Origin of the sequence: Rhodococcus globerulus NBRC 14531 (assembly GCF_001894805.1) — a bacterium.
GTDB lineage: Bacteria > Actinomycetota > Actinomycetes > Mycobacteriales > Mycobacteriaceae > Rhodococcus_F > Rhodococcus_F globerula.
Map to the genome: position 1 here is coordinate 174,345 of NZ_BCWX01000003.1, position 23,395 is coordinate 197,739.

At 60.6% G+C, this 23,395-nt stretch carries 24 protein-coding genes; 19 read left to right on the forward strand and 5 right to left on the reverse strand.

The window, feature by feature from the left end; genetic code table 11:
- Positions 1 to 95: 95 nt before the first annotated feature.
- The 5 genes from RG2_RS16015 to RG2_RS16035 are packed head-to-tail and all read left to right on the forward strand — an operon-like array spanning position 96 to position 4,526.
- Positions 96 to 1,037: an ABC transporter permease gene (locus tag RG2_RS16015; RefSeq protein WP_033232363.1), complete on the forward strand. Its 942-nt coding sequence runs from the start codon at positions 96 to 98 to the stop codon at positions 1,035 to 1,037.
- Positions 1,034 to 1,924, forward strand: a complete 891-nt coding sequence (locus tag RG2_RS16020; protein WP_080711646.1) for an ABC transporter permease — start codon at positions 1,034 to 1,036, stop codon at positions 1,922 to 1,924. The genes RG2_RS16015 and RG2_RS16020 overlap by 4 nt, the downstream gene beginning before the upstream one ends.
- Complete coding sequence (locus tag RG2_RS16025; protein WP_033232362.1) at positions 1,908 to 2,957, forward strand: ABC transporter ATP-binding protein; 1,050 nt, start codon at positions 1,908 to 1,910, stop codon at positions 2,955 to 2,957. The genes RG2_RS16020 and RG2_RS16025 overlap by 17 nt, the downstream gene beginning before the upstream one ends.
- The gene (locus RG2_RS16030) at positions 2,954 to 3,793 is read left to right on the forward strand and encodes an ATP-binding cassette domain-containing protein (protein WP_051730357.1); all 840 of its coding nucleotides are present in this window, start codon (positions 2,954 to 2,956) and stop codon (positions 3,791 to 3,793) included. Before RG2_RS16025 ends, RG2_RS16030 begins: the two co-directional genes overlap by 4 nt.
- Positions 3,794 to 3,803: 10 nt before the next feature.
- Positions 3,804 to 4,526 (forward strand): hypothetical protein, encoded by a 723-nt coding sequence (locus RG2_RS16035; protein ID WP_051730356.1) that lies wholly within the window; start codon positions 3,804 to 3,806, stop codon positions 4,524 to 4,526.
- Here the strand turns inward: RG2_RS16035 and RG2_RS16040 are convergent.
- Positions 4,520 to 5,248: an IclR family transcriptional regulator gene (locus RG2_RS16040; protein ID WP_033232627.1), complete on the reverse strand. Its 729-nt coding sequence runs from the start codon at positions 5,246 to 5,248 to the stop codon at positions 4,520 to 4,522. The genes RG2_RS16035 and RG2_RS16040 overlap by 7 nt on opposite strands.
- A 123-nt stretch (positions 5,249 to 5,371) precedes the next feature.
- Between RG2_RS16040 and RG2_RS16045 the strand changes: the two genes are divergently transcribed.
- The 9 genes from RG2_RS16045 to RG2_RS16085 are packed head-to-tail and all read left to right on the forward strand — an operon-like array spanning position 5,372 to position 13,634.
- On the forward strand, positions 5,372 to 6,127 hold the full coding sequence (locus RG2_RS16045) for a class II aldolase/adducin family protein (protein WP_033232625.1): 756 nt from the start codon (positions 5,372 to 5,374) through the stop codon (positions 6,125 to 6,127).
- A gap of 45 nt (positions 6,128 to 6,172) precedes the next feature.
- Positions 6,173 to 7,351 (forward strand): acyl-CoA dehydrogenase family protein, encoded by a 1,179-nt coding sequence (locus tag RG2_RS16050; protein ID WP_033232361.1) that lies wholly within the window; start codon positions 6,173 to 6,175, stop codon positions 7,349 to 7,351.
- A 39-nt stretch (positions 7,352 to 7,390) separates the two neighbouring features.
- Complete coding sequence (locus RG2_RS16055) at positions 7,391 to 8,530, forward strand: acyl-CoA dehydrogenase family protein (RefSeq protein WP_033232360.1); 1,140 nt, start codon at positions 7,391 to 7,393, stop codon at positions 8,528 to 8,530.
- Positions 8,523 to 9,734 carry a CaiB/BaiF CoA transferase family protein gene (locus RG2_RS16060; protein ID WP_072782590.1) on the forward strand — a complete coding sequence of 404 codons (1,212 nt, stop codon included), beginning with the start codon at positions 8,523 to 8,525 and terminating at the stop codon, positions 9,732 to 9,734. The genes RG2_RS16055 and RG2_RS16060 overlap by 8 nt, the downstream gene beginning before the upstream one ends.
- Positions 9,731 to 11,002, forward strand: coding sequence for a CaiB/BaiF CoA transferase family protein (locus RG2_RS16065; protein WP_033232359.1), 1,272 nt, complete (start codon positions 9,731 to 9,733; stop codon positions 11,000 to 11,002). The genes RG2_RS16060 and RG2_RS16065 overlap by 4 nt, the downstream gene beginning before the upstream one ends.
- Before the next feature lie 12 nt (positions 11,003 to 11,014).
- Complete coding sequence (locus tag RG2_RS16070) at positions 11,015 to 11,539, forward strand: FAS1-like dehydratase domain-containing protein (RefSeq protein WP_033232358.1); 525 nt, start codon at positions 11,015 to 11,017, stop codon at positions 11,537 to 11,539.
- 18 nt (positions 11,540 to 11,557) lie between these two features.
- A complete protein-coding gene (locus RG2_RS16075) occupies positions 11,558 to 12,013 on the forward strand; it encodes a hotdog family protein (RefSeq protein ID WP_033232356.1) in 456 nt (151 codons plus the stop codon).
- Complete coding sequence (locus RG2_RS16080) at positions 12,013 to 13,215, forward strand: thiolase family protein (RefSeq protein ID WP_033232354.1); 1,203 nt, start codon at positions 12,013 to 12,015, stop codon at positions 13,213 to 13,215. Before RG2_RS16075 ends, RG2_RS16080 begins: the two co-directional genes overlap by 1 nt.
- Positions 13,216 to 13,217: 2 nt before the next feature.
- Positions 13,218 to 13,634 (forward strand): Zn-ribbon domain-containing OB-fold protein, encoded by a 417-nt coding sequence (locus tag RG2_RS16085; RefSeq protein ID WP_033232353.1) that lies wholly within the window; start codon positions 13,218 to 13,220, stop codon positions 13,632 to 13,634.
- Between the two features lie 51 nt (positions 13,635 to 13,685).
- Here RG2_RS16085 and RG2_RS16090 read toward each other — a convergent pair whose 3' ends face one another.
- Positions 13,686 to 14,339, reverse strand: coding sequence for a PadR family transcriptional regulator (locus tag RG2_RS16090; RefSeq protein WP_033232351.1), 654 nt, complete (start codon positions 14,337 to 14,339; stop codon positions 13,686 to 13,688).
- Positions 14,340 to 14,507: 168 nt separating this feature from the next.
- Here RG2_RS16090 and RG2_RS16095 point away from each other — a divergent pair, with 168 nt between their 5' ends.
- Positions 14,508 to 15,980 (forward strand): class I adenylate-forming enzyme family protein, encoded by a 1,473-nt coding sequence (locus tag RG2_RS16095; protein WP_033232349.1) that lies wholly within the window; start codon positions 14,508 to 14,510, stop codon positions 15,978 to 15,980.
- Between the two features lie 16 nt (positions 15,981 to 15,996).
- Here the strand turns inward: RG2_RS16095 and RG2_RS16100 are convergent, their stop codons facing one another.
- Both RG2_RS16100 and RG2_RS16110 read right to left on the reverse strand, forming a co-directional pair.
- Positions 15,997 to 16,677, reverse strand: a complete 681-nt coding sequence (locus RG2_RS16100) for a 3'-5' exonuclease (protein ID WP_033232348.1) — start codon at positions 16,675 to 16,677, stop codon at positions 15,997 to 15,999.
- A gap of 336 nt (positions 16,678 to 17,013) precedes the next feature.
- The gene (locus tag RG2_RS16110; protein ID WP_033232345.1) at positions 17,014 to 17,928 is read right to left on the reverse strand and encodes an SDR family NAD(P)-dependent oxidoreductase; all 915 of its coding nucleotides are present in this window, start codon (positions 17,926 to 17,928) and stop codon (positions 17,014 to 17,016) included.
- 84 nt (positions 17,929 to 18,012) lie between these two features.
- On the opposite strand from RG2_RS16110, the gene RG2_RS16115 reads away from it, so the two are divergent.
- Together RG2_RS16115 and RG2_RS16120 are read left to right on the forward strand one after the other, a co-directional pair.
- Complete coding sequence (locus RG2_RS16115; RefSeq protein ID WP_033232344.1) at positions 18,013 to 18,630, forward strand: TetR/AcrR family transcriptional regulator; 618 nt, start codon at positions 18,013 to 18,015, stop codon at positions 18,628 to 18,630.
- A gap of 87 nt (positions 18,631 to 18,717) precedes the next feature.
- Positions 18,718 to 20,139, forward strand: coding sequence for a purine-cytosine permease family protein (locus tag RG2_RS16120; RefSeq protein WP_033232621.1), 1,422 nt, complete (start codon positions 18,718 to 18,720; stop codon positions 20,137 to 20,139).
- Here the strand turns inward: RG2_RS16120 and RG2_RS16125 are convergent.
- Positions 20,020 to 21,633 (reverse strand): PucR family transcriptional regulator, encoded by a 1,614-nt coding sequence (locus tag RG2_RS16125; protein ID WP_116102301.1) that lies wholly within the window; start codon positions 21,631 to 21,633, stop codon positions 20,020 to 20,022. The genes RG2_RS16120 and RG2_RS16125 overlap by 120 nt on opposite strands.
- 106 nt (positions 21,634 to 21,739) lie before the next feature.
- On the opposite strand from RG2_RS16125, the gene RG2_RS16130 reads away from it, so the two are divergent.
- The gene (locus RG2_RS16130; protein WP_033232343.1) at positions 21,740 to 22,219 is read left to right on the forward strand and encodes a nucleoside deaminase; all 480 of its coding nucleotides are present in this window, start codon (positions 21,740 to 21,742) and stop codon (positions 22,217 to 22,219) included.
- Positions 22,216 to 23,172: an isopenicillin N synthase family dioxygenase gene (locus RG2_RS16135; protein ID WP_033232342.1), complete on the forward strand. Its 957-nt coding sequence runs from the start codon at positions 22,216 to 22,218 to the stop codon at positions 23,170 to 23,172. The genes RG2_RS16130 and RG2_RS16135 overlap by 4 nt, the downstream gene beginning before the upstream one ends.
- The last annotated feature ends 223 nt before the right edge of the window (positions 23,173 to 23,395 follow it).

The following is a 23,395-nucleotide window of genomic DNA, read 5'->3' on the forward strand; positions in this document are numbered from 1 at the left end:
TTCGCAGGTGATGCGACAAAGAATTCACGCAGACGCATCACCTGCGAAGGAGAACCGCCGACAAGACCGGCTGTAAGCGCCGGTGAGGGGTGCTTATGTTGCGTTACGCGGGGCGACGGCTGCTGGCGGCGGTGCCGCTGTTGTTGATTGTGCCTTTGATGATTTTTCTGTTGATCGATTTGGCGCCGGGGGATCCGGCTGCGATTCTTGCCGGTGATGATCCGACTCCGGAGCGGTTGGCCGAAATCCGGTCGACACTTCACTTGGACGACAACATCTTTCTGCGGTACGTCCGGTGGGTGGGCGGTGTTCTGCAGGGTGATCTGGGTACGTCGTTTCTGTCGAATCAGTCGGTGACGGAGCTGATTTTCCGCCGGATGGCGACGACGTTGTCGCTGGTTGTTTTTGCGATGGTGCTTGCGGTGACGATCGGGTTGATCCTGGGTGTTGTTGCCTCGCTTCGTCCCGGCGGAATTGTCGATCGTCTGGTGAATGTGGTGGCGTCGATTGCGATCGCGATTCCCGCGTTCTGGTTCGGTCTGGTGCTGGTGTCGGTATTCGCGGTGACCAATCAGATCTTCCCGGCCTTCGGGTATGCGCCACTCTCAGACGGGTTTGTGCCGTGGATTCAGCACCTCATTTTGCCGGGTACTGCGTTGGCGTTGTTGCCTGCGGCGGAGGTGACGTTGCAGCTGCGGTCGTCGCTGGGGCAGGTACTCAAGAGCGACTACATCCTCAACGCGGAGGCGAAGGGTCTCGGGCGCGGACGTGTCGTGTTCAAGCACGGACTCAAGAACGCGTGCATCCCGGTGGTCACGGTGCTCGGTTTCCGTGTCGCGGAAGTGCTGGGCGGTGCGGTGACCATCGAAATCATCTACAGCATGCCGGGGTTGGGCTCTCTGGCCGTGAACAGTGTCCAGAACCACGATATTCCGGTGCTGCTCGGGTTTGTCCTGTTCACCACCGTGGTGGTGGTGCTGGTGAACCTGCTTGTCGACATTTCCTACGGCTACTTCAACCCTAAGGTTCGCGCATGACTGATCCGAAGGTAGTGACCACATCCGAGACGGCGGAGCGGCCTGCGAGGGGCCAAGGCTTGAAAGCTGTTCTGCGTAAGCCGGTGACGATGGTCGCGGGTATTTTCATCCTGCTTCTGGTGATCATGGCGGTGTTCGCTCCGATTCTGGCGCCGCACGATCCGTATGTGCAGGACCTGGTCAACCGATTGCAGCCGCCGAGTGCAAATCATCTGCTCGGCACCGATGATTACGGCCGAGATGTGTTGAGCCGGTTGATCTACGGCGCGCGGATTTCGTTGACGGCGTCGTTGCAGGCGGTGAGTGTGGCGCTGATCCTGGGACTTCCACTCGGTGTCATCGCCGGTTATCGCGGCGGCTGGGTCGATTCGCTGATCACCCGGGTGATGGATGCGTTGATGTCGGCTCCGTCACTGGTGCTGGCGATCACGATCGTCGCGGTCCTCGGTTCGGGAATCACCAACGCGATGCTCGCCATCGGTTTGGTCATGGCGCCCAGGTTTTTCCGGGTTGCAAGGGCGTCGACGATGGATGTGCGGCACGAGACATACATCGAGGCCGCAATCGCGTTGGGCTGTCGTCCGGGCAGAACCATTATCAGGCATATCCTTCCGAACGTGATGCCGCCGGTGGTGCTGGTCATCTCCGTCTCTCTCGGTGCTGCGGTTGCGGCGGAAGCGAGCCTGAGTTTCCTCGGTCTCGGGGCGAAGGCTCCGGCGGCGAGTTGGGGTTCGATGCTCAGCACCGCGGCGTCGAATATGCAGTTGGCGCCGTACCTGGTGTGGCCTCCCGGCGTGATGATTTTCTTGACGGTCCTGTCCTTCACCTATCTGGGCGACGGTGTTCGCCGATCTTTGCTACGGAGTCGTAATGGTGACAATGACTGATCTGATGCGTAAAGAGCAGTTCGATGCGAGCACTGAACCACTGTTGCGGGTTCGGGATCTGACCATCGAATTCCCCAGCGGCGGAGGCGGTTGGCAGACGACGGTCGAAGGTGTCTCGTTCGACGTCGGTGCCGGCGAGTCGGTGGCGTTGGTCGGTGAGTCCGGATCAGGCAAGACGGTGTCCTCGCTTGCGGTGATGGGTTTGACGCAGGCTACCGGCGGCCGGATTTCGCGGGGTTCCATCGAATTCGACGGTCGTGATCTGACGAAGGTTCCGGAGCGGGAGTGGCGCAAGCTCCGCGGTACCGGAATGGGCATGATTTTTCAGCAGCCTATTCGCAGTCTCAATCCGGCCTACACGGTCGGTGATCAGATCGCTGAATCCGTGCGCAAGCACTTGGGTTTGAGCCGCAAGGAAGCAATGGCTCGGGCGGTGGAGATGCTCGAATTGGTGCAGATTCCCCGGGCGAAGGAGCGGGTAGGCGATTATCCGCACGCGTTCAGTGGTGGCATGTGTCAGCGTGTGATGATCGCGATGGTGATGGCATGTAATCCGCGGTTGCTGATCGCGGACGAGCCGACCACTGCGCTCGATGTGACGGTGCAGGAGAAGATCCTCGATCTGTTGCGGGATTTGCAGGAGCAGACCGGTGTCGCGTTGCTGTTCGTCAGTCACGATCTTGCGGTGGTGGCGGAATTGTGTCAGCGGGTGGTGGTGATGTACGCCGGTGAGATCGCGGAAAACGCTGCGGCAGAAGAAGTGTTCTTCCGTCCCCAGCATCCGTACACGTCGGGTTTGCTGGCTTCGATCCCGCAGCCGGGACTGAATGCGGATCGTCGGCTGCATGCGATCCCGGGCGGGATTCCCGCGGCGGCCGATTGGCCGACAGGATGCCGGTTCTCGCCGCGGTGCCCGCATGTGGCGCCGGGACTGTGCGATGTGGAGCATCCTGCGATGGCGCAGGTTCCGACCGGAGAGGCGCGATGCCTGCGTGTGCAGGACCTCGATCTGCAGGGAGTGAGTGTGCGATGAGTCTTCTCGAAGTGAAGAACGTGTCGAAGTCGTTTGCATCGGGCCGCGATTTTCTGGGCCGTCGCACCAAGTGGTCGCATGCGGTCAAGGACGTCAGTTTCAGTCTCGAAGCCGGTGAATGTCTTGCCGTGGTCGGGGAGTCGGGTGCGGGTAAGTCGACGGTGGGCCGGATTGCCTTGCGGTTGATCGAGCCGGATACCGGTTCGATCACGTTCGATGGCGTTGACGTGCGGGCCGCAAAACCTGCCGAGTTGCGTTCGATGCGCCGCGGTATGCAGATGATTTTCCAGGATCCGCACAGTTCTCTCAATCCACGGATGACCGTTGTTGATGCCGTGGTGGAACCGCTGATCGTGCATACCGACATGGGTCGGGGTGAGCGTGAGAAGTTGGCGACGGCGATGTTGGACAAGGTGGGGATCGGTTCGCGTTATTTCGGCCGGTATCCGGCGGAGCTTTCCGGTGGGCAGCTTCAGCGTGTTGCTATTGCTCGGGCGTTGACGTTGAATCCGAAGATGATCGTCTGTGATGAACCTGTTGCTGCGCTGGATGTTTCGGTGCGGGCTCAGGTGCTGAACTTGTTGCGGGATCTGCAAGAGGAACTGGGTCTTGCGTATCTGTTCGTGTGTCATGATTTGGCGTTGATCGAAGTGATCGCCGATCGTGTGCTGGTGATGGCGCGCGGTGAGGTTGTGGAAAGTGGGTCGGTGGAGGACATCTTCCGTCGCCCGCAGCAGGAGTACACCCGAACATTGCTCGACGCTATTCCGGTACCCGTTCCACGATCTGTCCGTGGGCAGGAATTCGAGGGCGTCCGAGCCGAACCTGTCAGTTGAGGAGAATTCGATGACATCGGCACCGATGGCAGTGGCACCCGCACAGTCTCGAACCATATTGCGCACCACGGAGTCCGGCGACTTTCTGATGAGTGACTATCTAGGTGAGCACTCCGACGGATCGGCAACCGGGGGCTTTCAGGCGTATCTTGTCGGCCAGAAGGCGGAAAAGCTTCGGCCCCACTATCACGAGGTGGATCAGTTTCAGGTAGTTCTCGACGGCAGTGGACGCCTCGGTAGGCACGCCATCGGCGCGGGCACTGTGCATTACAGCGATGCGTACACGGTGTACGGGCCGATCTTCGCCGACGCTCCCGACGGTCTGTCGTACTTCACCCTTCGGCTCGACCCCGCCGCTGGATTGAACTACATGCCAGAATCACGCGTCAAAGGTGAGACGCGAGCCGGCGAACATTTCACCTGTGCGATCGACGACGCCGCAGGAGAGACGGGAAAGCTGGATCTACTGGCCCGTACCAGACGTGGCGCCGCAGCATTCGGTGTTGCGCTCGACCTCGGTGGGGTATTGACCGCCGATGCGCTCGCTGAATGTGTGGGTCGGGGGTATGCAGTTGTGTTGTCCGGCAGTGTTGCGTTCGGCGACCGTACATTGCCGTCGGGAAGTCTCATTCCGTTCGAGTCTGCTGTTGCACTGGAGGGGCTTTCGGGACAGTCCGATCGCACGAACCTGGCCCTGGTTGTCTTCGCGACGCTGAGTGAGCCCACTCAGTAGGAGCCGCCGAGTTGATCCGCCGCCGATCGGAGCAGCTCGCCGTACCGCGCGAAGTACTCCTCGGTGAGTCGAGTCGCCGGACCACTGATCACGATCGCAGCCAGTGGCGATCCCGACGCATCCAGCACCGCTGCGGCGAGGCTGGTTGATCCTTGCTGGACGGCTTCCTCGCTTGCGGCCCATCCACGCCTGCGAATCTCCTGGTACTCGGCATCTGCGAGGAGGAGATCGGGCTGACCCGAGCTGTTCATGCGTTCTTCCTGCGACTGGTACGCGTGGATGACCCGTCCCGCTGCACTTGTCTCGGGTACGTGTATCTGCCCGGGCTTCAGGCCTGTCCGAACCATGTGGGTACCTTCAACCACCCCGAGGACGATCATGTGTTCTTCCTCCGCGACTGCGAGATGTACTGTCTCGCCGGTTGTATCCCGGATCTTGGTCATGACGGGTTGTGCTCGGGCAGCCAGCGACGAGCCGTTGTAGACCTGTCCGGCTACGACAACACAACGGGTGGAGAGCTCCCAGCGGGGTGGAGCCTCGCCGACAGGGTGGATCCATTGCGCTTCATGGAGGGTTGCCAGGGTGCGTTGCATGGCGCTTTTGTCGACCTCGAGTAGCCGTGAAAGCGCGGTCAAGCCGATTGGCTGATGGGCAGCAATGGCTTCGATGACGCGGAGTCCGCGCGTGAGTCCACTGATTGTCTTGACTGCGATCTGAATCACCCCTACTGTGATTAAAGAATTGATACACAGTATCACATAGAGATACTTGCTGTGAAGACGATCTTCCTGAAAGTTCGCACTTTCCTTCCCGCTGGCGGTCCAGTGCACTACCGAGAGGTTGCTGTGAAGAAGTTCAAACCCACTGTCGATCAATTGATCCCGAACCTGACTCCGGCGGAGGAGATAGTTCTGCTTGCACGCGCCCTGTGGGCGGAGGGATACCGGGATCATCTCGCCGGGCATATCACGTACAACCTCGGTGACGGCACCATGCTGTGCAACCCGTGGCTGCTCACCTGGGAGGAGATCCTCCCCGCCGACATCATTCGCATCGACATCGACGGCAATGTCCTACAGGGTGATTGGCCTGTCCCGCTGGGAATTCCTCTGCACCTTGCGCTTCACCGAGCACGTCCCGATGTCGGCATTGCGCTACACAATCATTCGGAGTTCGGAACGGTCTGGGCTGATCTGGGCGAGGTTCCACCCGCTTACGATCAGAGTTCCAGCCTCGGCGGCGGTGAGGTAGTGCTGGTCGACGAGTACGACGGCGGCGTCGACAACATGGAGGCAGCCGAGGTCGCGATCCGGTCGATCGGGCCCGCTGATCGCGCACTCCTGGCAGGGCATGGCGTTTTTGTCACCGGAAGTACCGCCGCAGCAGTCTATTTGCGGGCGGTCGCTCTCGAACAACGTTGTAAGAATGCCTGGATGGTCAGGGTGGCCGGTGGACCGGAGAAGACAGCTCTGCCCGACTGGTGGCTCGATCGAATGGCCGGTAGTGACGGAAACAGTTACCACGGCTTCTGGGAGGCTGCGGTGCGCGCTGCGTTGCGCTCGGATCCTGAACTGGCCGAGAGCCTTCAGGTCTCCCAATGAACAACCAAGGCTCTGCGGCCATCAGCCACTCCGGAACGGATACTCATGGATTTTGAACTAGACGCAGATCAGCGAGCGTGGCGAGAGGAGATACGCACGTTTCTTCGCGACAATGTCACACCGGAATTGCGCGCGGAGATGGCCGAGCACGATCTCGAGTTCATCGGCGGCGAGCTCACGGCCTTTCGCCGGAAGATCGGGGCAAAAGGGTGGTTCGGGCTCAATTGGCCCAAGGAGTTCGGTGGGCTTGGTCTCGGTGCGGTGTATCAGCATCTTCTGGTCAGCGAATTCGAGTACTGGGGCGTGCCGGGACCGGACTTGACCGTTACGTCGGTGGCTCCGATGATCATGCGCCACGGCACGCAACAGAACCGGGAAGAATTCCTGCCGCCCATTGCACGAGGTGAACTGACCTGCGCCGTCGGTTATTCCGAACCCAATGCCGGAACAGACCTTGCGAGTCTGAAAACCCGGGCGGTGCGTGAGGGTGACGAGTGGGTGATCAACGGTTCCAAGATCTGGAACAGTATGGCGCAGCGCGTCACTCACGAATGGCTGTGTGTTCGCACCAATACCGAGGTGCCCAAACACAAGGGTATCTCGGTGATCATCGTGCCGATCGACGCTCCCGGTGTTGTGATTCGTCCGATCACCGCGTGGTCCGGATATCGAACCAACGAGACGTTCTTCGACAACGTCCGTGTTCCAGCGACCAACCTGATCGGTGAAGTCGACAAGGGATGGAAGTACATCACCGGTGCACTGGATCTCGAACGTGGTGCCCTCACGAATGCAGGCGACCTGCGCAGAGCCGTCGACGATCTGTTGATTCTCGCGCGGGAGATCCGAGAAGACGGAACACGTCCGCTCGACAACGCAGATGTACGACGCAAGCTCGCTCAGTTGGATGCGGATGTCGAACTCGCGCAGCTCATGGGATTCGAGGCGTCGTCGCTGCTGGAAAGTGGAACCATTCCGTCGGTGCTCGTCAGCGTCGAGAAGATTTTCTCCAGTGAACTCAGACAACGGATTGCCGATGTCGGCACGGCGATGCTCGGTCCGGCAGGTTTGATCGCGGGATCGGACCCTCACGCAGTGATGGCAGGAAAATTCGAGCGACTGTACCGCGCCGCGCCACTGCTGCGATTCGGTGCCGGAGCCAACGAAGTTCTGCGAGATGTTATCGCCCAGCGCGGGCACTCTCTACCGAGTTACGGACGCTGACATGATTCCGACCTTCCTTGACGGCGTAGGAGTTTGCCGATGAAACTTGTTGCTAACCAAGACCAACTCGATCTGCAGGCAATGTCGGCTGCCGTCCTGGCCAAACAATGCCCGATCAGTGTGGTACGAGAACTGGCAGAGCCGATGTCCGAAAGCAGCCCGGACAAACTGATGACGGCGCTTGCCGAGGTTGGTGTACTTGGCCTGGCGATCGATGAAGAATACGGCGGCGGTGGAGCCAGCCTGTACGAACTCGGTGTGTTCTTTCGGGAGGCCGGTCGGGTTCTCTGCCCGTCGATTGTCTACAGCACACTGCAATTCGGTATTGCCGTCGGGCGACTGGCTACGTCGGAACAACGCAGGCGTTATCTGCCTGCGCTGGCCGAAGGTCGCCTTCGCGCCGGCGTTGCCGCCTGGAATCCCGGGGACGCCGGCGATATTCGACCCACTCTGACCGCAACACCAGCTCCGGGTGGGTGGCTGCTCAACGGAACCCTGCCATTTGCCGTGAACGCCTCGATGTCCGACGTGGTTCTCGTGACCGCTCGCACATCGGTGTTTGCCGAACCGGAACGGTTGATCTGCGCCTTCGTCGAGCCGACAGCCGAAGGTTGGAATGCCGTCCCATTGTCGAACATGTCCGGAGAGAGGCTATCTCGCGTCGAACTTGTCGACGTGTTCGCCTCGGATGCGGCCGTTTCTCTCGGGGGCAGCGGAAATGGGCTGAGCGCCGACGATCTTCGGTGGGTCGCCAATGCGGCAGTGGCGCTTCAATGCATGGAGATGGCAGGCGGCGGCGCCGCAGTTCTGGATCGCACCGTCGACTACATTGCCCAGCGTGAGCAGTTCGGGCGTCCGATCGGTAGTTTCCAAGCCGCACAACACATTGTCGCGGACATGCACATCGCGCTCGAAGGTGCCCGCTTGGCTGCCGCGCACGCGGTGTGGTGGGTGGCTCGCGGTGAATCCGCCACCCGTGCGGTCGCGATTGCAAAAATGCAGTGCAACGAGGCCTACAAGCGCGCGACCCTGGATGCACATCAATTGCACGGTGGTATGGGATACGTCCTCGAGACTGATTTGCACCTGTGGTCGGAGCGGGCGAAGGTCACGGAAATCCGATACGGCACAGCAGATATTGCGGCGGGTTGGCTGCAGAAGGAGCTGAACCTTGCCTAGCGAAGCGAAACCCGGACCGCGGCAGGCACTTCAGGATCTTCGGATCGTGGATTTGTCGAGGTGGGTGGCAGGAGAATACGCAACAAAGATGTTCGCAGATTTTGGTGCGGACGTTGTCAAAGTCGAAAAGCCGGAGACGGGCAGCTTGACGCGGGCGTGGGGACCGTTCCCCGGCGACATTCCGAACGTCGAGCGAAGCGCACTCTTCCTGCATCTGAACACCAACAAGAAATCGCTTGTCCTCGACTTGACCTCGGATTCCGATCGGGAGGTTCTCCTGAACCTCGTGGACACGGCGGACGCGGTGGTGGAGTCCTTCCGTCCCGGCCAGCTGGAGAAATTGGGCCTCGGACCGGAAGTGCTGCACGCGCGCAACCCATCGCTGGTGATCACGCGGATCAGTGCTTTCGGCCAGACCGGACCGTACCGGGATCGTGAAGCGAGCGGCCTGGTCCTTCAGGCTGCCGGTGGCCCGATGAACGCAACTGGTGCGGCTGATCGTGCGCCGTTGCGTAAACCGGGACTGCTCGAGCACTACACGATCGGCCGTACCGCCGGCGAAGCCACGATGGCGGGAATCTTCAGCGCCAAGCGCACAGGAGAAGGTTCCGTGATCGACGTGTCCGGGCAGGAGGTTCTGCTCGCCGGCGCCGACCGGCGAGCGTCGTACCTCGTTTCGGCGGCGTATTCCGGCATGAATGCTCCACGCGGAGTGCGAAGCCCGCACCGTCACGGCGCGACGTTCACCGGACCGTTCCGGGCCAAGGACGGATTTGTGATGCTGTACGTGACCAATCAGGCCTTCTGGAATCGGTTGGTCGACATAGTCGGCGAGCACGACGACGCGTTCCATACGCGGTACCACGGGCGCGAGACGATCATGGGAAGGGATCGTGACGAGTTCATGGAATATGTCACCGAGTGGTTCGCGCAGCGGCCCAAAGTCGCCATCATGGAACAGTGCGAGGCGGCACGTATTCCCGTCACGGCGTATCTCGACGTCTCGGAATTGTTGAGTCACGATCACTTTCGTAGCCGAGGCGCATTTGTCAGCGGTACACATCCGGTTGCGGGCACGTTGGAGTACACGGGTGCGCCGTGGCGGATGGCCAACGGGTACCAGTTGCGTCATACCGCACCAACTCTCGACCAGCACGGCCCACAGATCCGTGAGTCACTGACACAAACAGGGGAGCGAGTATGAGTTATCCGCTCGAAGGGATTCGTGTTGTCGACCTGACGGTTGTGTGGTCCGGCCCCGGTGCGACAGCGATGCTGGGGGACTTGGGCGCAGAAGTGATACGCGTGGAGGGGAACAACCGCGTCAGCCGACAAGTTTCGGCAAAGACAACGAAGGAATCGATCGCGCAGACCGGGTATCACGGCGGCACCTATCCGGAGAAGGATCCCGGCGAGCGACCGTACGACCGCACAGCTCTCTTCAACTGGCATTCCCGGAACAAACTGTCGGCGTGTATGAATCTCGATACCGCTGAGGGACACGCAGCTGTGATCGAACTGATCAAAGTCAGTGATGTTCTGGTGGAGAACAATTCCAACGGAACTCTCGAGAAGTTGGGGCTTGGGCACGAGCGTTTGCTCGAACTCAACCCTCGATTGATCGTCGCTCGCATGCCACCCCTCGGAATGGCCGGACCGATGAGTGACTATCTCGGTTACGGCCCCAATTTCAACTCGCTGGTGGGGATTGCCGCGATGGACGGTTACGAGGGTGAGGAAGCCGACTCGGCCGGCGAGAACTACCACATGGACGAGGCAGCTCCGGCAGGTTTGGCCTTTGCGGTGATGGCCGCACTGTTGGACCGCGAGCACACCGGCATTGGGGGACTTGTCGAGTTTGCGCAGGCGGAGAACGTCATGGCGGAGATCGGGGAGTTCGTGCTCGACGCGCAGGTGAACGGGAGAGTTCCGGAGATCCTCGGCAACTCCGATCCTCATGTGCTGCAGGATGTTTACCTCAGTGCGGATGAGGATCGGTGGGTGGCGATATCCGTTCGCAGCGATCGCGAGTGGACGGCATTGGCCTCGGTAATCGGCGGGGACGAACTTGCAGAAATGGGCGCCGATACAGTCGCCAGACGGACAAACTCCGCGTCGATCAGGGATCGAATTGCGAAGTGGGCCCGCTCGATGTCGGCTTCCGAGGTTGTTTCGGTGTTGCAGGAGTGTGCCGTTCCCGCAGGTGAAGTGATGAGCGAAACCGGATTGCTCGAAGACGACCATCTGCGCGAGCGTGACTGGTTCCAGGAGCGGTCACATCCGTCGGTGGGAACCTATCGATATCCAGGACATCCCTGGCGGGTAGAGGGATTCGATCTGGCATTCGGGCGGGTACTCCCAGGGTTCGGTGAAGACAACGAGTACGTCTACAAGAAGATCCTCGGCTATTCCGATGAGAAGTATGCCGAACTCGAGAATTCCGGACTGGTCACCGACCATCAAATAGCGTGAGAGAGAAAGAACATGACTGAAAACGTAGCCGTGATTCCGGATTCGGAATCTCTGATCCCCGTCAATGTTGCCGAGCGTGTCGGGGAGGTGGTCTCCCAGGCGAGCGGAGCTGTGGTCGCGCGGGACTGGCAACGGTGGGCTGTGGCCGTCGGCGAAACCAACCCGCTGTACTTCGACAGCAACTATGCCCGTGAGCACGGCTATCGCGATATTGTCGCTCCGCCGCTGTATTTGCAGTACGCGATTCTCGGGGTGACGCCGATACCGGAACTTCGGGTAGACGGCTCATCCGGTGCTGCCTCCGGGAATCTTGTTTTCCCGTTGTGCCCCAAGCGAATGGCAGGTGGCGAGAACACCACCTTTCTTCGGTCGGCCTACGACGGAGATGTGATCACCAGTGTGCGCGTCGTGGATTCGGTGGTCGAGAAGCGCGGTCGGTCCGGCCGATTCGTCCTGGTGACGTGGAAGACCACGTATACCAATCAGAACGACGAGGTTGTTGCCGAAGCGACCACCTCGATGATCGCCCGACCGTAGCGCGAGGAGTTGAAAGTTATGTCAACACAAGTATATTTCGATGATATCAACACCGGCGACACGATTCCGGTGTTGGCTGTCAGTGTCACTGCACTGCAGATGTTCCTCTTCAGCGCAGCGACGTACAACGGGCACCGCATTCACTACGACCGGAGTTGGGCTGTCGACGTCGAGGGCTATCAGGACGTCGTTGTACAGGGCCCGCTTCAGGCGGCGCTTCTGGCGCGCGTTGTCACCGACTGGATCGGTGGCGGGGGATCGTTGGTGAACTTCTCGGCCTCGAACCGGGCTGTGGCCTTTCCCGGCGAACCGTTGGAATTCACGGGGACAGTGACCGGAAAACGCGACGAGAACGGTAGAGCGCTGGTCGATTTGGAACTTGCCGGAGTGCGGGGTGGTGAGGTGCTGATGCCGGGAACGGCCACCGTGCTGCTGCCACGCCGTGACAGTGCTGTCTCCGCCGGAGCGTCCTGATGGCGGGACTGCGCGGTGAGGCCGCCATCGTCGGGTTCTGTGAATTGCCCGCCCAGCGCAAGCAGACCCGTCCTGAGTTGTTCACCATCGAGCAGTGGGCAATGCTCTCGAAGCTGGCAATCGAGGATGCGGGTCTGAAGGCGTCGCAGATCAATGGTCTTGTCACGCATGGTATTGCTGAATCCGATATGTTTGCCCCGGCCACGTTGTCCGAGTATCTCGGGATTCCCTTGAACTTCGGTGAGCGAGTAGACCTCGGCGGCGCAACGGCGGCAGGGATGGTGTGGCGAGCTGCCGCAGCCGTCGAACTCGGTATCTGCGACGCGGTACTGGTCATTGTTCCTGGGTCGTTCATGACACCGAAGTCGCAGATTCAGCCCGCTGTGGATCCAGGGTATCTCGGTGCCTCGAGTGGCAAGTTCGGTTCTCCTCAAGCCGAATTCGAGATTCCGTACGGTAATCTCGGCCAGAACGCGCCGTACGCCCAGATCGCTCGGCGGTATGCGTCGGAATTCGGGTACGACGACCGTGCCACCGCCAAGATCGCGGTGGACCAGCGAACCAACGCCTGCAGTACTCCCGGTGCGGTGTTCCATGGAAAGCCGATCACGATCGACGACGTTCTGGCGAGTCCGATGATCGCCGATCCCATTCGGATGCTCGAGGTTGTGATGCGGGTGCAAGGTGGAGCAGGCATTGTCGTGGCGAACGCTGACATCGCGCGTCGCGGTCGCAACAGGCCGGTCTGGGTCAAGGGGTTTGGCGAACACCTGTCGTTCAAGACACCGACCTATGCAGAAGACATGGTGCGCACCCCGATTGCGAAGGCTGCGGACACGGCATTCGACATGGCGGGTATCTCACGCTCGGCAATCGATGTCGCGTCGATCTACGACTGCTACACGATCACGGTGGTGATGAGCCTCGAAGACGCGGGCTTCTGTGAGAAGGGGAAGGGTATGGAGTTCGTGTCGTCGAGAGACCTGACCTTCCGAGGGGACTTCCCGTTGAATACCGCCGGCGGCCAATTATCCTACGGGCAAGCCGGAATGGCGGGCGGGATGCACCACGTATGCGATGGCGTACGTCAGGTGATGGGCCGATCCGGGGCGGCGCAGGTTGCCGACTGCAATACCGCTTTCGTGACCGGGAACGGCGGCATCATGAGTGAGCAAGTCGCACTGATACTCCAGGGAGATTAGGGATGTCGAACGAAAAGCCGTTTCCGGAACCGACGCCGGTGTCCGCACCGTTCTGGAATGCTTTGCGAGAAAGCAAGATAAAGATTCAGTACTCGCCGTCATCGGACGAATTTGTCTTCTATCCGAGATTGCTGGCTCCGCGCACGTTGGCCGACGACCTCGAGTGGCGTGAGATCAGTGGATTGGGCACGCTCTACACCTATACGGTGGCTGACCGTCCCACAGCACCGCCGTGGTCGGATGCGTTGCCGCAGATGTTGGCGGTGGTGCAGTGGGACGAGGGGCCGCGGTTCAGTACCGAACTGGTCGATGTCGGCGATCTGGAACTGACTGTCGGTATGCGCGTGGAACCCGTGTTCTGCGACTATCCGGATCGAGACATCACTCTGCTGAGATATCGGCCTCGAGCGCTCTGCTGAGATATCGGCCTCTAGCGCTCTGACACCTTCAGTATCAGAGCGATACGAGCATTAGTCTTCGTGTTTGCGGAGCTCGTCCGGGGTACGGGGTTCAGGCTTCTTCCGGCGTGCTTTGCCGGCGCTGGATTTGTCGGATCCGAGTCGAGAAATGTTCTCCAACATCCAGTTTGCGCGGTCACGCTCGGATTCGTAGTACATCTCGGACCATCGCAGCACCAGTTCGGGATATGCCCATCCAGCTTCTTCGGACGCGCCTTCGGCGTCGGCAATTGCGCGGATGCGCATCTTCTCGGACTGGTCGCGATGTTCGGTGAGTACCGATTGCAGTTTGTCAGGGTCGGCCAGATGGCCGAGCCACATCCTGAGCATTACGCCGTGTTTGAGCACTGCGGGTTCGACCGGCGATTCGTTTGCCCACGTCGCTACCGCGTCGGTTCCGGCCGGAGTGATCGCGTACAGGCGCTTACTCTTGACGTCGTTTGTGCTCACCACGCGGGACGTGGCAAAGCCGTGCGCCTCGAGATTACGCAGTTCGCTGTAGATCTGACTGTACGACGGTGCCCAGTAGAAGAATCGCAGGCTCCAGTCGGCCCATTTCTTGAGGTCGTAACCGGAGAGTTCGGATCCGAAGGACAGCAGACCCAGGACGGCCCAACTTGTCGGTCGCAGAGTGGGCGCGTCTGCAGGTGTTTTGTCCTTTGCCATAGTCGAAAGATTACCTGGCGGTAGACCTAAAGAGAGTATTTCGGTTAGAAATATGCTGGCAATATGTCGTAGAAGGTGCCTGTGAACAGCTGTCTGCGTGCCGCTCCCGTAGGACCACTGAGCGGGAGAGGCGTCAAGCCTACGTCGGCCGAGTGTTTCAATGCAGATATGCCGCGTGATCTTTTGGTATCGACGCTCGACGCGCTCTGTGTGGATTTGGCACACCGGTGCGGAGACCGGGTGGCATTGCTCGACGGCTGCCAGGAGATCACCTACGGCGAACTGACCGATCAGGCACTGCGAGTGGCCGCTGTTCTGGCAGATTCCGGTGTGCGACCGGGTGCACGGGTGGTCCTCAGCGGCCGGAATACCACCGACTGGGTCTGTATCGCACTCGGGATACTGTGCGCTGGGGCAACCGTTGTTCCGGTGGGCCACGGTGTCAGTGGTCCCGAATATTCACGGATCCTTGATGTCACCGAACCGGCGCTCGTAGTCGACCAACCACGGATCGCCGACATCATGGCAGCCGCCAGAACTACCGCCCCTCACCCGGATAGACCGGCAGCGGGGCCCGACGACATCGCGGTGATTCTCTCGACCTCCGGCTCGACCGGGGTGTCCAAGCAAGTTCCCATGACCCACGGACAGCTGTCGCGGTTGTACTCGGCAGTGGCAGACCGGCTCGAGCTGACCAGTGCGGATCGAGTGATCGGTGCCGTCCCGTTTGCACATTCGTTCGGTTTCAACGGTGTGCTGCTGACCGCAATGTGCGCCGGAGCCTCGGTGCGCGTCGTCGAACACTACGACAGAGCCGACCTTGCCGATGTGATCGTCCGTGACCGCGTCAGCGTGGTGATGGGGCCGCCGACCATCCTCTTCGATCTGGTCGGCAGTGGCCGCGACGACATCGGGTTGGTATGCAGAATGGCGGTGAGCGGCGGTTCCGAAGTGCCACTCGACAGAATGCGCGGAGCGTGCCGCGAACTCGGAATCGTGAATATGGTTGTCGGCTACGGGCTTACCGAAGCCTGTGGAACCGTCGCCATGGGCAGTATCACCGAAGGCGAATCGGGTTCGCTCGCGATGTTGACCCCCGTCGACGGACTCGAAATTCGGATTGTCGACGACTACGGCTATCCGCTGCCTCCGGACGAGGACGGCCACGTTCTCTGCTCCGGGTACAACATCATGCACGGATATCTGCGAGGGGTAGACGATCCGGAATCAACGCCCGACGACGCAGTAGACGGTGACGGTTGGTTGCGAACCGGCGACATCGGTTGGTCGGACGACGAGGGGCACCTGTATATCGTTTCGCGGGCCAAAGACACGGTGATCGTCAGCGGATTCAACGTCTACCCGCAAGAAGTGGAGACGGTATTGATGGATCACCCGTTGATTCTCGAAGTCGCGGTGATCGGCGTGGCCGACCAACGGCAAGGACAACGGCTGGTTGCCTGCATCATTCCGGTCCACGGGTACTCCGTCGATTCCGAGGATCTGATCGATTTCTGCAAGGAACGGTTAAGTGCCTACAAGGTGCCGCGCATCTTTGTCGAGCTGGAGATGTTCCCGACAACGCACACCGGCAAACGATCACGAGAAGAACTACGCAAGCAGGTTTCGCAGAGATTGTGACCTGTACGCACAGGTATCAAGCTACGAAATGAATAGGCCACTGGCCGTTCACATCTGACACGTCTTTCCCTTGACTGCTCAGAAACTCGGCAAAATCCCGTTGACGTTCGGCGTGCCACTGTGCCTGATCGACCATGAGATCAAGATCGTTGATCTCCGGAAAACGCAGTGCTAGTTCTCGTGCCAGAGCTGCCGCGGCCATCGCGTCGGCCTCTGCCTCGTGCGCGGATTCGAGTGTGATTCCGTAGAACTCGCAGACCGCAGACAGCGTTCGCTTTCCCTTGCGGAACTTGTCCATCGCGCGATCGATCACGTAGGGATCGACAACCAAGCCGGGAACCAGCGCCGGTTTGCCGATTCGTAGGCCTTCGGAGTGCATGACCGTGAGGTCGTAGGACGCGTTGAACGCAACAACCGAATGATCACGTGCCCACGAATTGTGGAGAGCCTCACGGATCTCCTCGTAGCCCTCGGCGTAGTCCTGACCGTGCTCAGCCGCATATTCGGTGGTGATGCCGTGAATAGCGATGGCCCCGGCCGGAATATCGACGCCCGGGTCGAGTAACCACGTGCGGGTTTCGACACTCGAGCCATCCACGACGGCAACACACGCGCTGACGATCCGGGCTGTGGATGGATCGCGCCCCGTGGTCTCGAGGTCGAACGCGCAGATCGGGCGATCGGACCAGTTGTTCATCGGGGGCCTTTCGGTGTTCAAGTTCATGTCCGGTTCACTATGCACGCAGGCACCGACAAGAACTGGCCCGAAGCCTCTCGACCTACATTGAGTCGGACCCGACAGTCACATTAAGTCGGTCCCGACAGTAAATCGCTCCAGCACCTCCAGGCGCGGAGTCACACCGAAGCCCGGCCCTTGTGGCACAGCGATGTGCCCGTCCTCGATGACAAACGGTTCGGTGATGTCCTCGGCGAAGATCGGTCCGGTTGGCGGCGAAATTAGAAGTGCAGCAACGATATTCGTTTGTTCGAGCGACCCGTGGCCCGAGCTCGGGACCACGGGCGGCGACGTCCGTCAGGCTGAAGGTTGCTCGGCCACTGCCTTCCCCACGAAACGGTGGGTCTGATCGAATGCAGCGGCTACCTGGATCGAGTTGGTCATGTCACTGATTTCAGCCCAGCGTTCGGCGACCACCTCGGGCGAGAGCGCCTCCTGCGGGATGTAGACGCCCTGCGACTCCTCCATCCGGGCGATCGCGAACACGCCGGCGCCGGCGCTGAGGATCGTCTTGGTTGGTGCGTCCTCGGAGACCATGAACAGCGCGCCCGGTGAGATCGACTCGGGAGCAAGGAGTGCAAGGGTCTTCTCGTCGAGCAGGTCCTCGGTCATGCGGGTAGCCGCTGTCGGGGCAAGTGAGTTCACTCGAATGCCCTTGCGCTCACCTTCGATGGACAACACGTTCATCAAACCGACGACGCCCGACTTGGCGGCGCCGTAGTTGGCCTGGCCGAAGTTGCCGTAGATGCCCGACGCGGACGTGGTCATGAGAATACGGCCGTAGTTCTGCTCGACCATGTGCGGCCAGACAGCCTTGGACACGATGACCGAACCCATGAGGTGAACGTCGATGACCTTGCGGAAGTCGTCCAAGTCGGCCTTGATGAACGACTTGTCGCGCAGGATGCCGGCGTTGTTGATGAGGATGTCGACGCGCCCCCACTTCTCGATAGCAGCGGCGACCATGGCGGCAACTGCGTCGGCGTCGGTGATGTCGCAGTGATCTGCAAGCGCTTCGCCGCCAAGAGTCTCGATTTCGGCTACTACCTTCGCGGCTGCGGTATCGGCGCCGCCACTGCCGTTGACGGATCCGCCCATGTCATTGACTACAACGCGTGCGCCGCGAGCGGCGAGCGCCATGGCGTGAGCTCGGCCGAGACCGCCGCCTGCACCAGTGATGATCGCGACCTTGCCTGAGAAATCCAATGACATGGGAAAAACCTCTCTGATCTGGGATACTACTGAGTATTACTATGTCAAAATGTGGAAACAAGTCAAGGCAGTGAAGGGCGAACGATGAGTGCTGACGCACCTGATATGCGCTCGGTGATCATCGAGACCGCGGCAGACGCATTTGCGGCAGACGGATATGCCGCCACGACCATTGACGACCTCGCCGATCGCGTCGGCGCCACCAAGGGTCTTGTCTACTACCATTTTCGGTCGAAATTCGATATCTACCTGGCTATTTTCGAGCAGGGTATGAGCAGGCTCAGAGCGGAAGTCGACGGAGAAGTGGCGGCGGGCGGCACCGGATTGGTCAAGCTCGCGGCGATGTCGCGGGCGCATCTGATCAATCTCATGACGCACCTCGGACATCATCATGCAATCCACCAGGGCGTGCGGGGGCAGATGAGTTCGGCGCTCAAGCCGCGCCAGCAGCAGGCGCTCGTCGAACTCAACGCTCTGCGCTTGGACTACGAGAAGCTTTTCGAACAGGTGATGATCGAAGGAGTCGCAGACGGTTCGATCCGCGCCTCGTCACCGCGCATGGCGGCAAAGGTTCTGCTCAGTAGCCTTAACGGTATCGATCTCTGGTATCGCCGTCGCGAGGGCCAGTCGGTCGCCGAAACCGAGGCGCTGGCAGACGAGATCGTCGAACTCCTGATCGGCGGGTTGCGCGCGGAACACTAGCGCGGCGCCAGACTGTCCGTAGAACTGACTGTCGTGGCAGACAGTCTGTCGGTTGTCGCAGCTCTCGCCGCACCCCAAGGTTCTCTTATGGCAATTACCGAGGGTGTAACCGGCGAGCAGACCGGGGTGGATCGCGAGTACGGAGATCGCGTACTTGCCGTCGAACCTGGCGGAAACGAGTTCATTCCCGACGAGGATCGCCACGGCACCCCTGGTCAGCTGTTCTGGACGTGGATGTCCCCGAACCTCGAATTCGCCACGATCTTCATCGGAGTTCTCTCCGTATCCGTATTCGGGATGACGTTCTGGCAGGCGACGCTCGGACTGGTCGTCGGAACCGCTCTCGGTGCGGCCGCGCACTTCGTGCTGTCGGCACGCGGACCGTTGCACGGTGTGCCGCAAATGGTGCTCGGCCGATTGGGTTTCGGATACCGAGGTAACGCTCTGCCGTCGGCGTTCATGTCGATCATGTGCGGCGTCGGATGGTTTGCAACCAACAGTGTCAGCGGCGCTTTTGCGCTCAACACCCTGACCGGATTGCCGCCGGTGCCTTCACTGTTGGTGATCGTCGTCATCCAGACCGTGTTCGCTTTCTTCGGGCACAACCTGGTTCAGGCTTTCGAGCGATATGCGTTTCCCGTACTTGCCGTGATCTTTGCCATCACTGCGATTGTCATTCTGACAAAAGCCAATCCAGGTGCGCCGGCGATCGAGGGCGGCGTCGGTGGACTCGGCGGTTTCCTCCTTACCGTGGGCACCGCGTTCGGGTACGCCGCCGGGTGGACGCCCTATGCCGCTGATTACACGCGCTACCTTCCGGCGTCGGTCTCGACATTCCGAACAGGTCTGTTCGCGTCGGCCGGACTGTTTGTCTCCTGCGTGGCACTGTCGGTGGTCGGTGCGGCATCGGTCACGATCGGCGCGCCGTCGTCGGATAACCCTGCCGACGCGTTCACATCCAATCTTCCTTCGGCACTTGCCAATCTGACGCTACTGGCCATCGCGCTCGGTGCCGTCGCCGCGAATGCGCTCAATGTCTACTCCGGCTCGATGGCCTTTGTGACCATCGGATTGAAACTCCCGGTGAAAACGCAGCGAGCCATGGTCGCGATGGTTTTCGGAGTTGTCGGATTCCTGGTTGCGTGGTGGGCACTCGCCGACGCAGCAGCAAGCTACGAAGCTTTCCTCCTTGTCGTCGCCTACTGGATCGGTCCGTGGCTCGGCATCATGTTCGCCGACCAATACCTGCGCCGCGGGCAGCGCATCGACAATCTCCTCTACGACCCGGAACACACCAACTGGGGTGGATTCTCAGCTTTCGTGATCGCACTCCTCACCTCGGTTCTGCTGTTCTCCAACCAAGAGAAGTTTGTCGGGTACGTCGTACGGTCAGTCCCCGAGCTGGGCGACATTACGTTCTTCGTGGGATTTGTCATCGCGGGCGGGCTTTACCTCCTCGTCAACGGTTCGAAGATCTCGCGCGACAAGCCGGTGAGCGCACAGCGCTAGAAGCAGAGTCGCGTACATCGACGGCGTCGACGGGTCGTATCCGAGTAGCGCCCGGATACGGTCGAGTCGCTGATAGAGCGATTGCCGGCCCAGGTGCAGCGCAGCCGCCGAACGTGTTGCGCTGCAACCATGACGGAGATGAACCTCGAGTGTTCTGGTGAGATCACTCGAATGGGTGTCGTCCCAGGAAATCAGGGGAGCGACGACGGCAACCATCCGTTCCCGAACGTCCACCGGCAACTGGTCCACCGCGAGTTCCGGGGCCAGTTCACGAGTGGTTGTCACCACGCGCCCGGCGAGCCAGGTCCGACGAGCCGACGTCGCAAGGCGAAGCCCTGATCGGGCAGCATGAAGTGCCGCACTGACCTCGGACGGAGTGAACGCACACGGGTCTCCGATCACCACCGTGACTCCGTCGGTGATGTTGGACGACAGGGATGTTCCGAATGCCGCACTCACGGCACCGACAGCATCGATCGTCTTGGCCGGCACTGCAACAAGACCGAACGTGCTGGCATGTACTTCGGCTCCCAAGTTCGGTTGGCCGAGGAGTTTGGCCGCGGAATCGAGGAGGCGAGTGGCGATTCGCGAACCAGGGGAGTCGATCGCGATCGCAACGACGCGGTGGCCGGGAGTGGGATGGAACCCAGCGGCCGCGGATCTGACGCGAAGGTCGATCTGCCGTACGTCGGTGCGCTCCAGCAGATCCGACACGAGAGTAGCGGCCGCCCGCTGGGGACGACCGGTTAGGTTTCCCGAATAGGTCAGTGCCAGCCCCAATGAACCGGCTGAGCGTTGCAACAGCCCGTGCAACGTTGCCGGATTCAGTGTCGAACCAGGCCCGGCCGTCAGAGTCCCCCAGGCTCCGTCTCTGGAATGGATAGCGGCAGTGGCAGTTCCGGCGTCAGCGGCACGCCAGGCTGACCGATCGTCGTCGACGCCATGTGCTGCGACGAGGGCGCCACTGCCGCTTGTCACGATCAAAGGGCACCCCGTTACGTCACTGATGCGCTCGAGCAGAGTGGCCACACCACTGCCCGCCATCAACTCGAGTTCGAGCACGCGAGCGAGATCATTTCCCAGGCGCAGCACAGCGACTTCACGCGAAATGATTTCGGTATTTGCGTTCTGACACAGTTCGATGAAAGGGACAACAGTCCGGAGTGCGATCAGCGGCATTCCCATGATCGCCGCTTCCTCGATCATGTCCGACGGAATCGCGTCGAAGGTTCTGCCGAGTTCTACGGCAACTCCGGCGACGTTTCGGTTCCCGACCTCTCGCAGATAGTGCCGCCTGGTCCCCGGATCGACCCCGGACAGACCCAAGCCGGTGGTGAGCAACAACTCGTCCCCGGACAGCAACGGGCTGATTTCGTAGATCTCGCTCGAATGGACCCAGCGGACCACACGTCCCAACTGACTGCCACCGGCCAGAACCTGTGGATCGGCCCCACGGAACTGGTTGTCGAGTAGCTCGCGCACGGTCAGAGTCATCGGTTCGGCGTTCCTCACTCTGGGCGACAGTATGTCCACCATAAGGGCGGCTCGTTACAACAATGTGTCAGTTGTGGATGTAGTCCGAACAGCAGAAAGTAGAGGGATGTCGACGACTGTGACGAGCGCTTCCCGCGCTCTCGACCCCCAGACAATGTTGCAGGCAGCGATATCCGAGGCCGAACTCGGCCGCAGTGAGGGCGGAATTCCCATCGGTGCGGCACTCTTCGCGTCCGACGGCACCCTTCTCGGTAGTGGACGAAACCGTCGAGTCCAGCACGACGATCCGTCGGTGCACGGTGAAACCGACGCCTTTCGTGCGGCCGGAAGGCAACGTGACTACCGGCAGACCATCATGGTCACCACGCTCTCGCCGTGCTGGTACTGCAGCGGGCTCGTGCGTCAGTTCAACATCGGATCCGTGATCGTCGGTGAAAGCGTGACATTTACCGGTGGGCACGAGTGGCTCCGCGAAAACGGGGTGTCTGTCACCGTTCTGCGAGATCAACACTGCATCGATTTGATGACCGAGTTCATCGAAACAAACCCGGCACTGTGGAACGAAGACATCGGAGTAGCGGAATGAAGGCTGTATCGACCGTGGATATTTCCCTCTGGCGGGCGGGCGGTCCGGGCGCTGAAGCTGTCGCGCGTGAGGTGGACGAAGGGCTGCAACGTGCGGGCTTCCTTCTCGTGCGCGGGCATGGGATCACCCGCGAACTTGCCGCAGACGTGCGAGCCGCGGCCCGGAAGTTCTTTGCGCTACCCGAGTCGACCAAAGCGAAGTACGCCGCAATAGTCGGTGAACGCGGATGGATCGGCCCGGGGATGGAGGCCAACGGCTACTCGGAGGGAACCGAGACCCCGCCGGATCTCAAGGAGACCTTTGCGATCGGGGCTGAAACTCGGACGGGCGATCCGCTGGTCGACGACGTCTGGTTTCTCTCCAACGTCTGGCCGAGCGAGGTTGCCGAACTACACGAGCTCTTGACCGTCTACACCGCGCAGATGCGTCGACTGTCGGACGATTTGCTGGAGATGTTCGCAGCTGCACTAGGTTTGGCGAACAACCCGTTCGACGGGCTTGCCGACCTCCCCACGTGGACGTGCAACATCAACCATTACCCACCGATGAGCGTCGTGGGTGAGCCTGAGCCGGGACAGTTCCGCATCGGTCCGCACACAGACTTCGGAACGGTGACAGTTCTCGATCGTGAGCTCGGATCCGGTGGACTGCAGGTGTACACGGACGAAGGCGGATGGGAAGACGCCCCGTACGACGCAGAAGCGTTGACGGTCAACATCGGAGACCTCCTCGAATACTGGAGTGGGAAACGCTGGCCGTCGGGCCGGCACCGCGTACTTCCTCCCCAAGCGGACGCTCCGGAGGAAGATCTGGTCTCGCTCATCTACTTCTACGAACTCAATCACGATGCGCTAGTCACCCCGTTGGAGTTGCCGATCGGGCGAGTGTCCGGCCTGGAACCCGTCGTGTCGGCCGACTTCATCAAACTCAGGCTGGACGCGATCACTCTCTAACTGGCGAAAATCCTTGGTTTGTCCCGTTCTCAGAAGAGGGGTAATGTGTGGGCGTCGTGCGCCGTCCGAGCGCATGGCGAACGAGCAGTAATTCAGGGAAGAGGAGGTGTGGCTTGTAATGCGTGGCCAACCTCCGAGTACCAACTGAAGCTGTAGACCGCCCGGGTCGCCGGGTATTTTGCTGCAGCTTCATCGTGTGTTCATCGGCCTCTGCTTCGCTGTG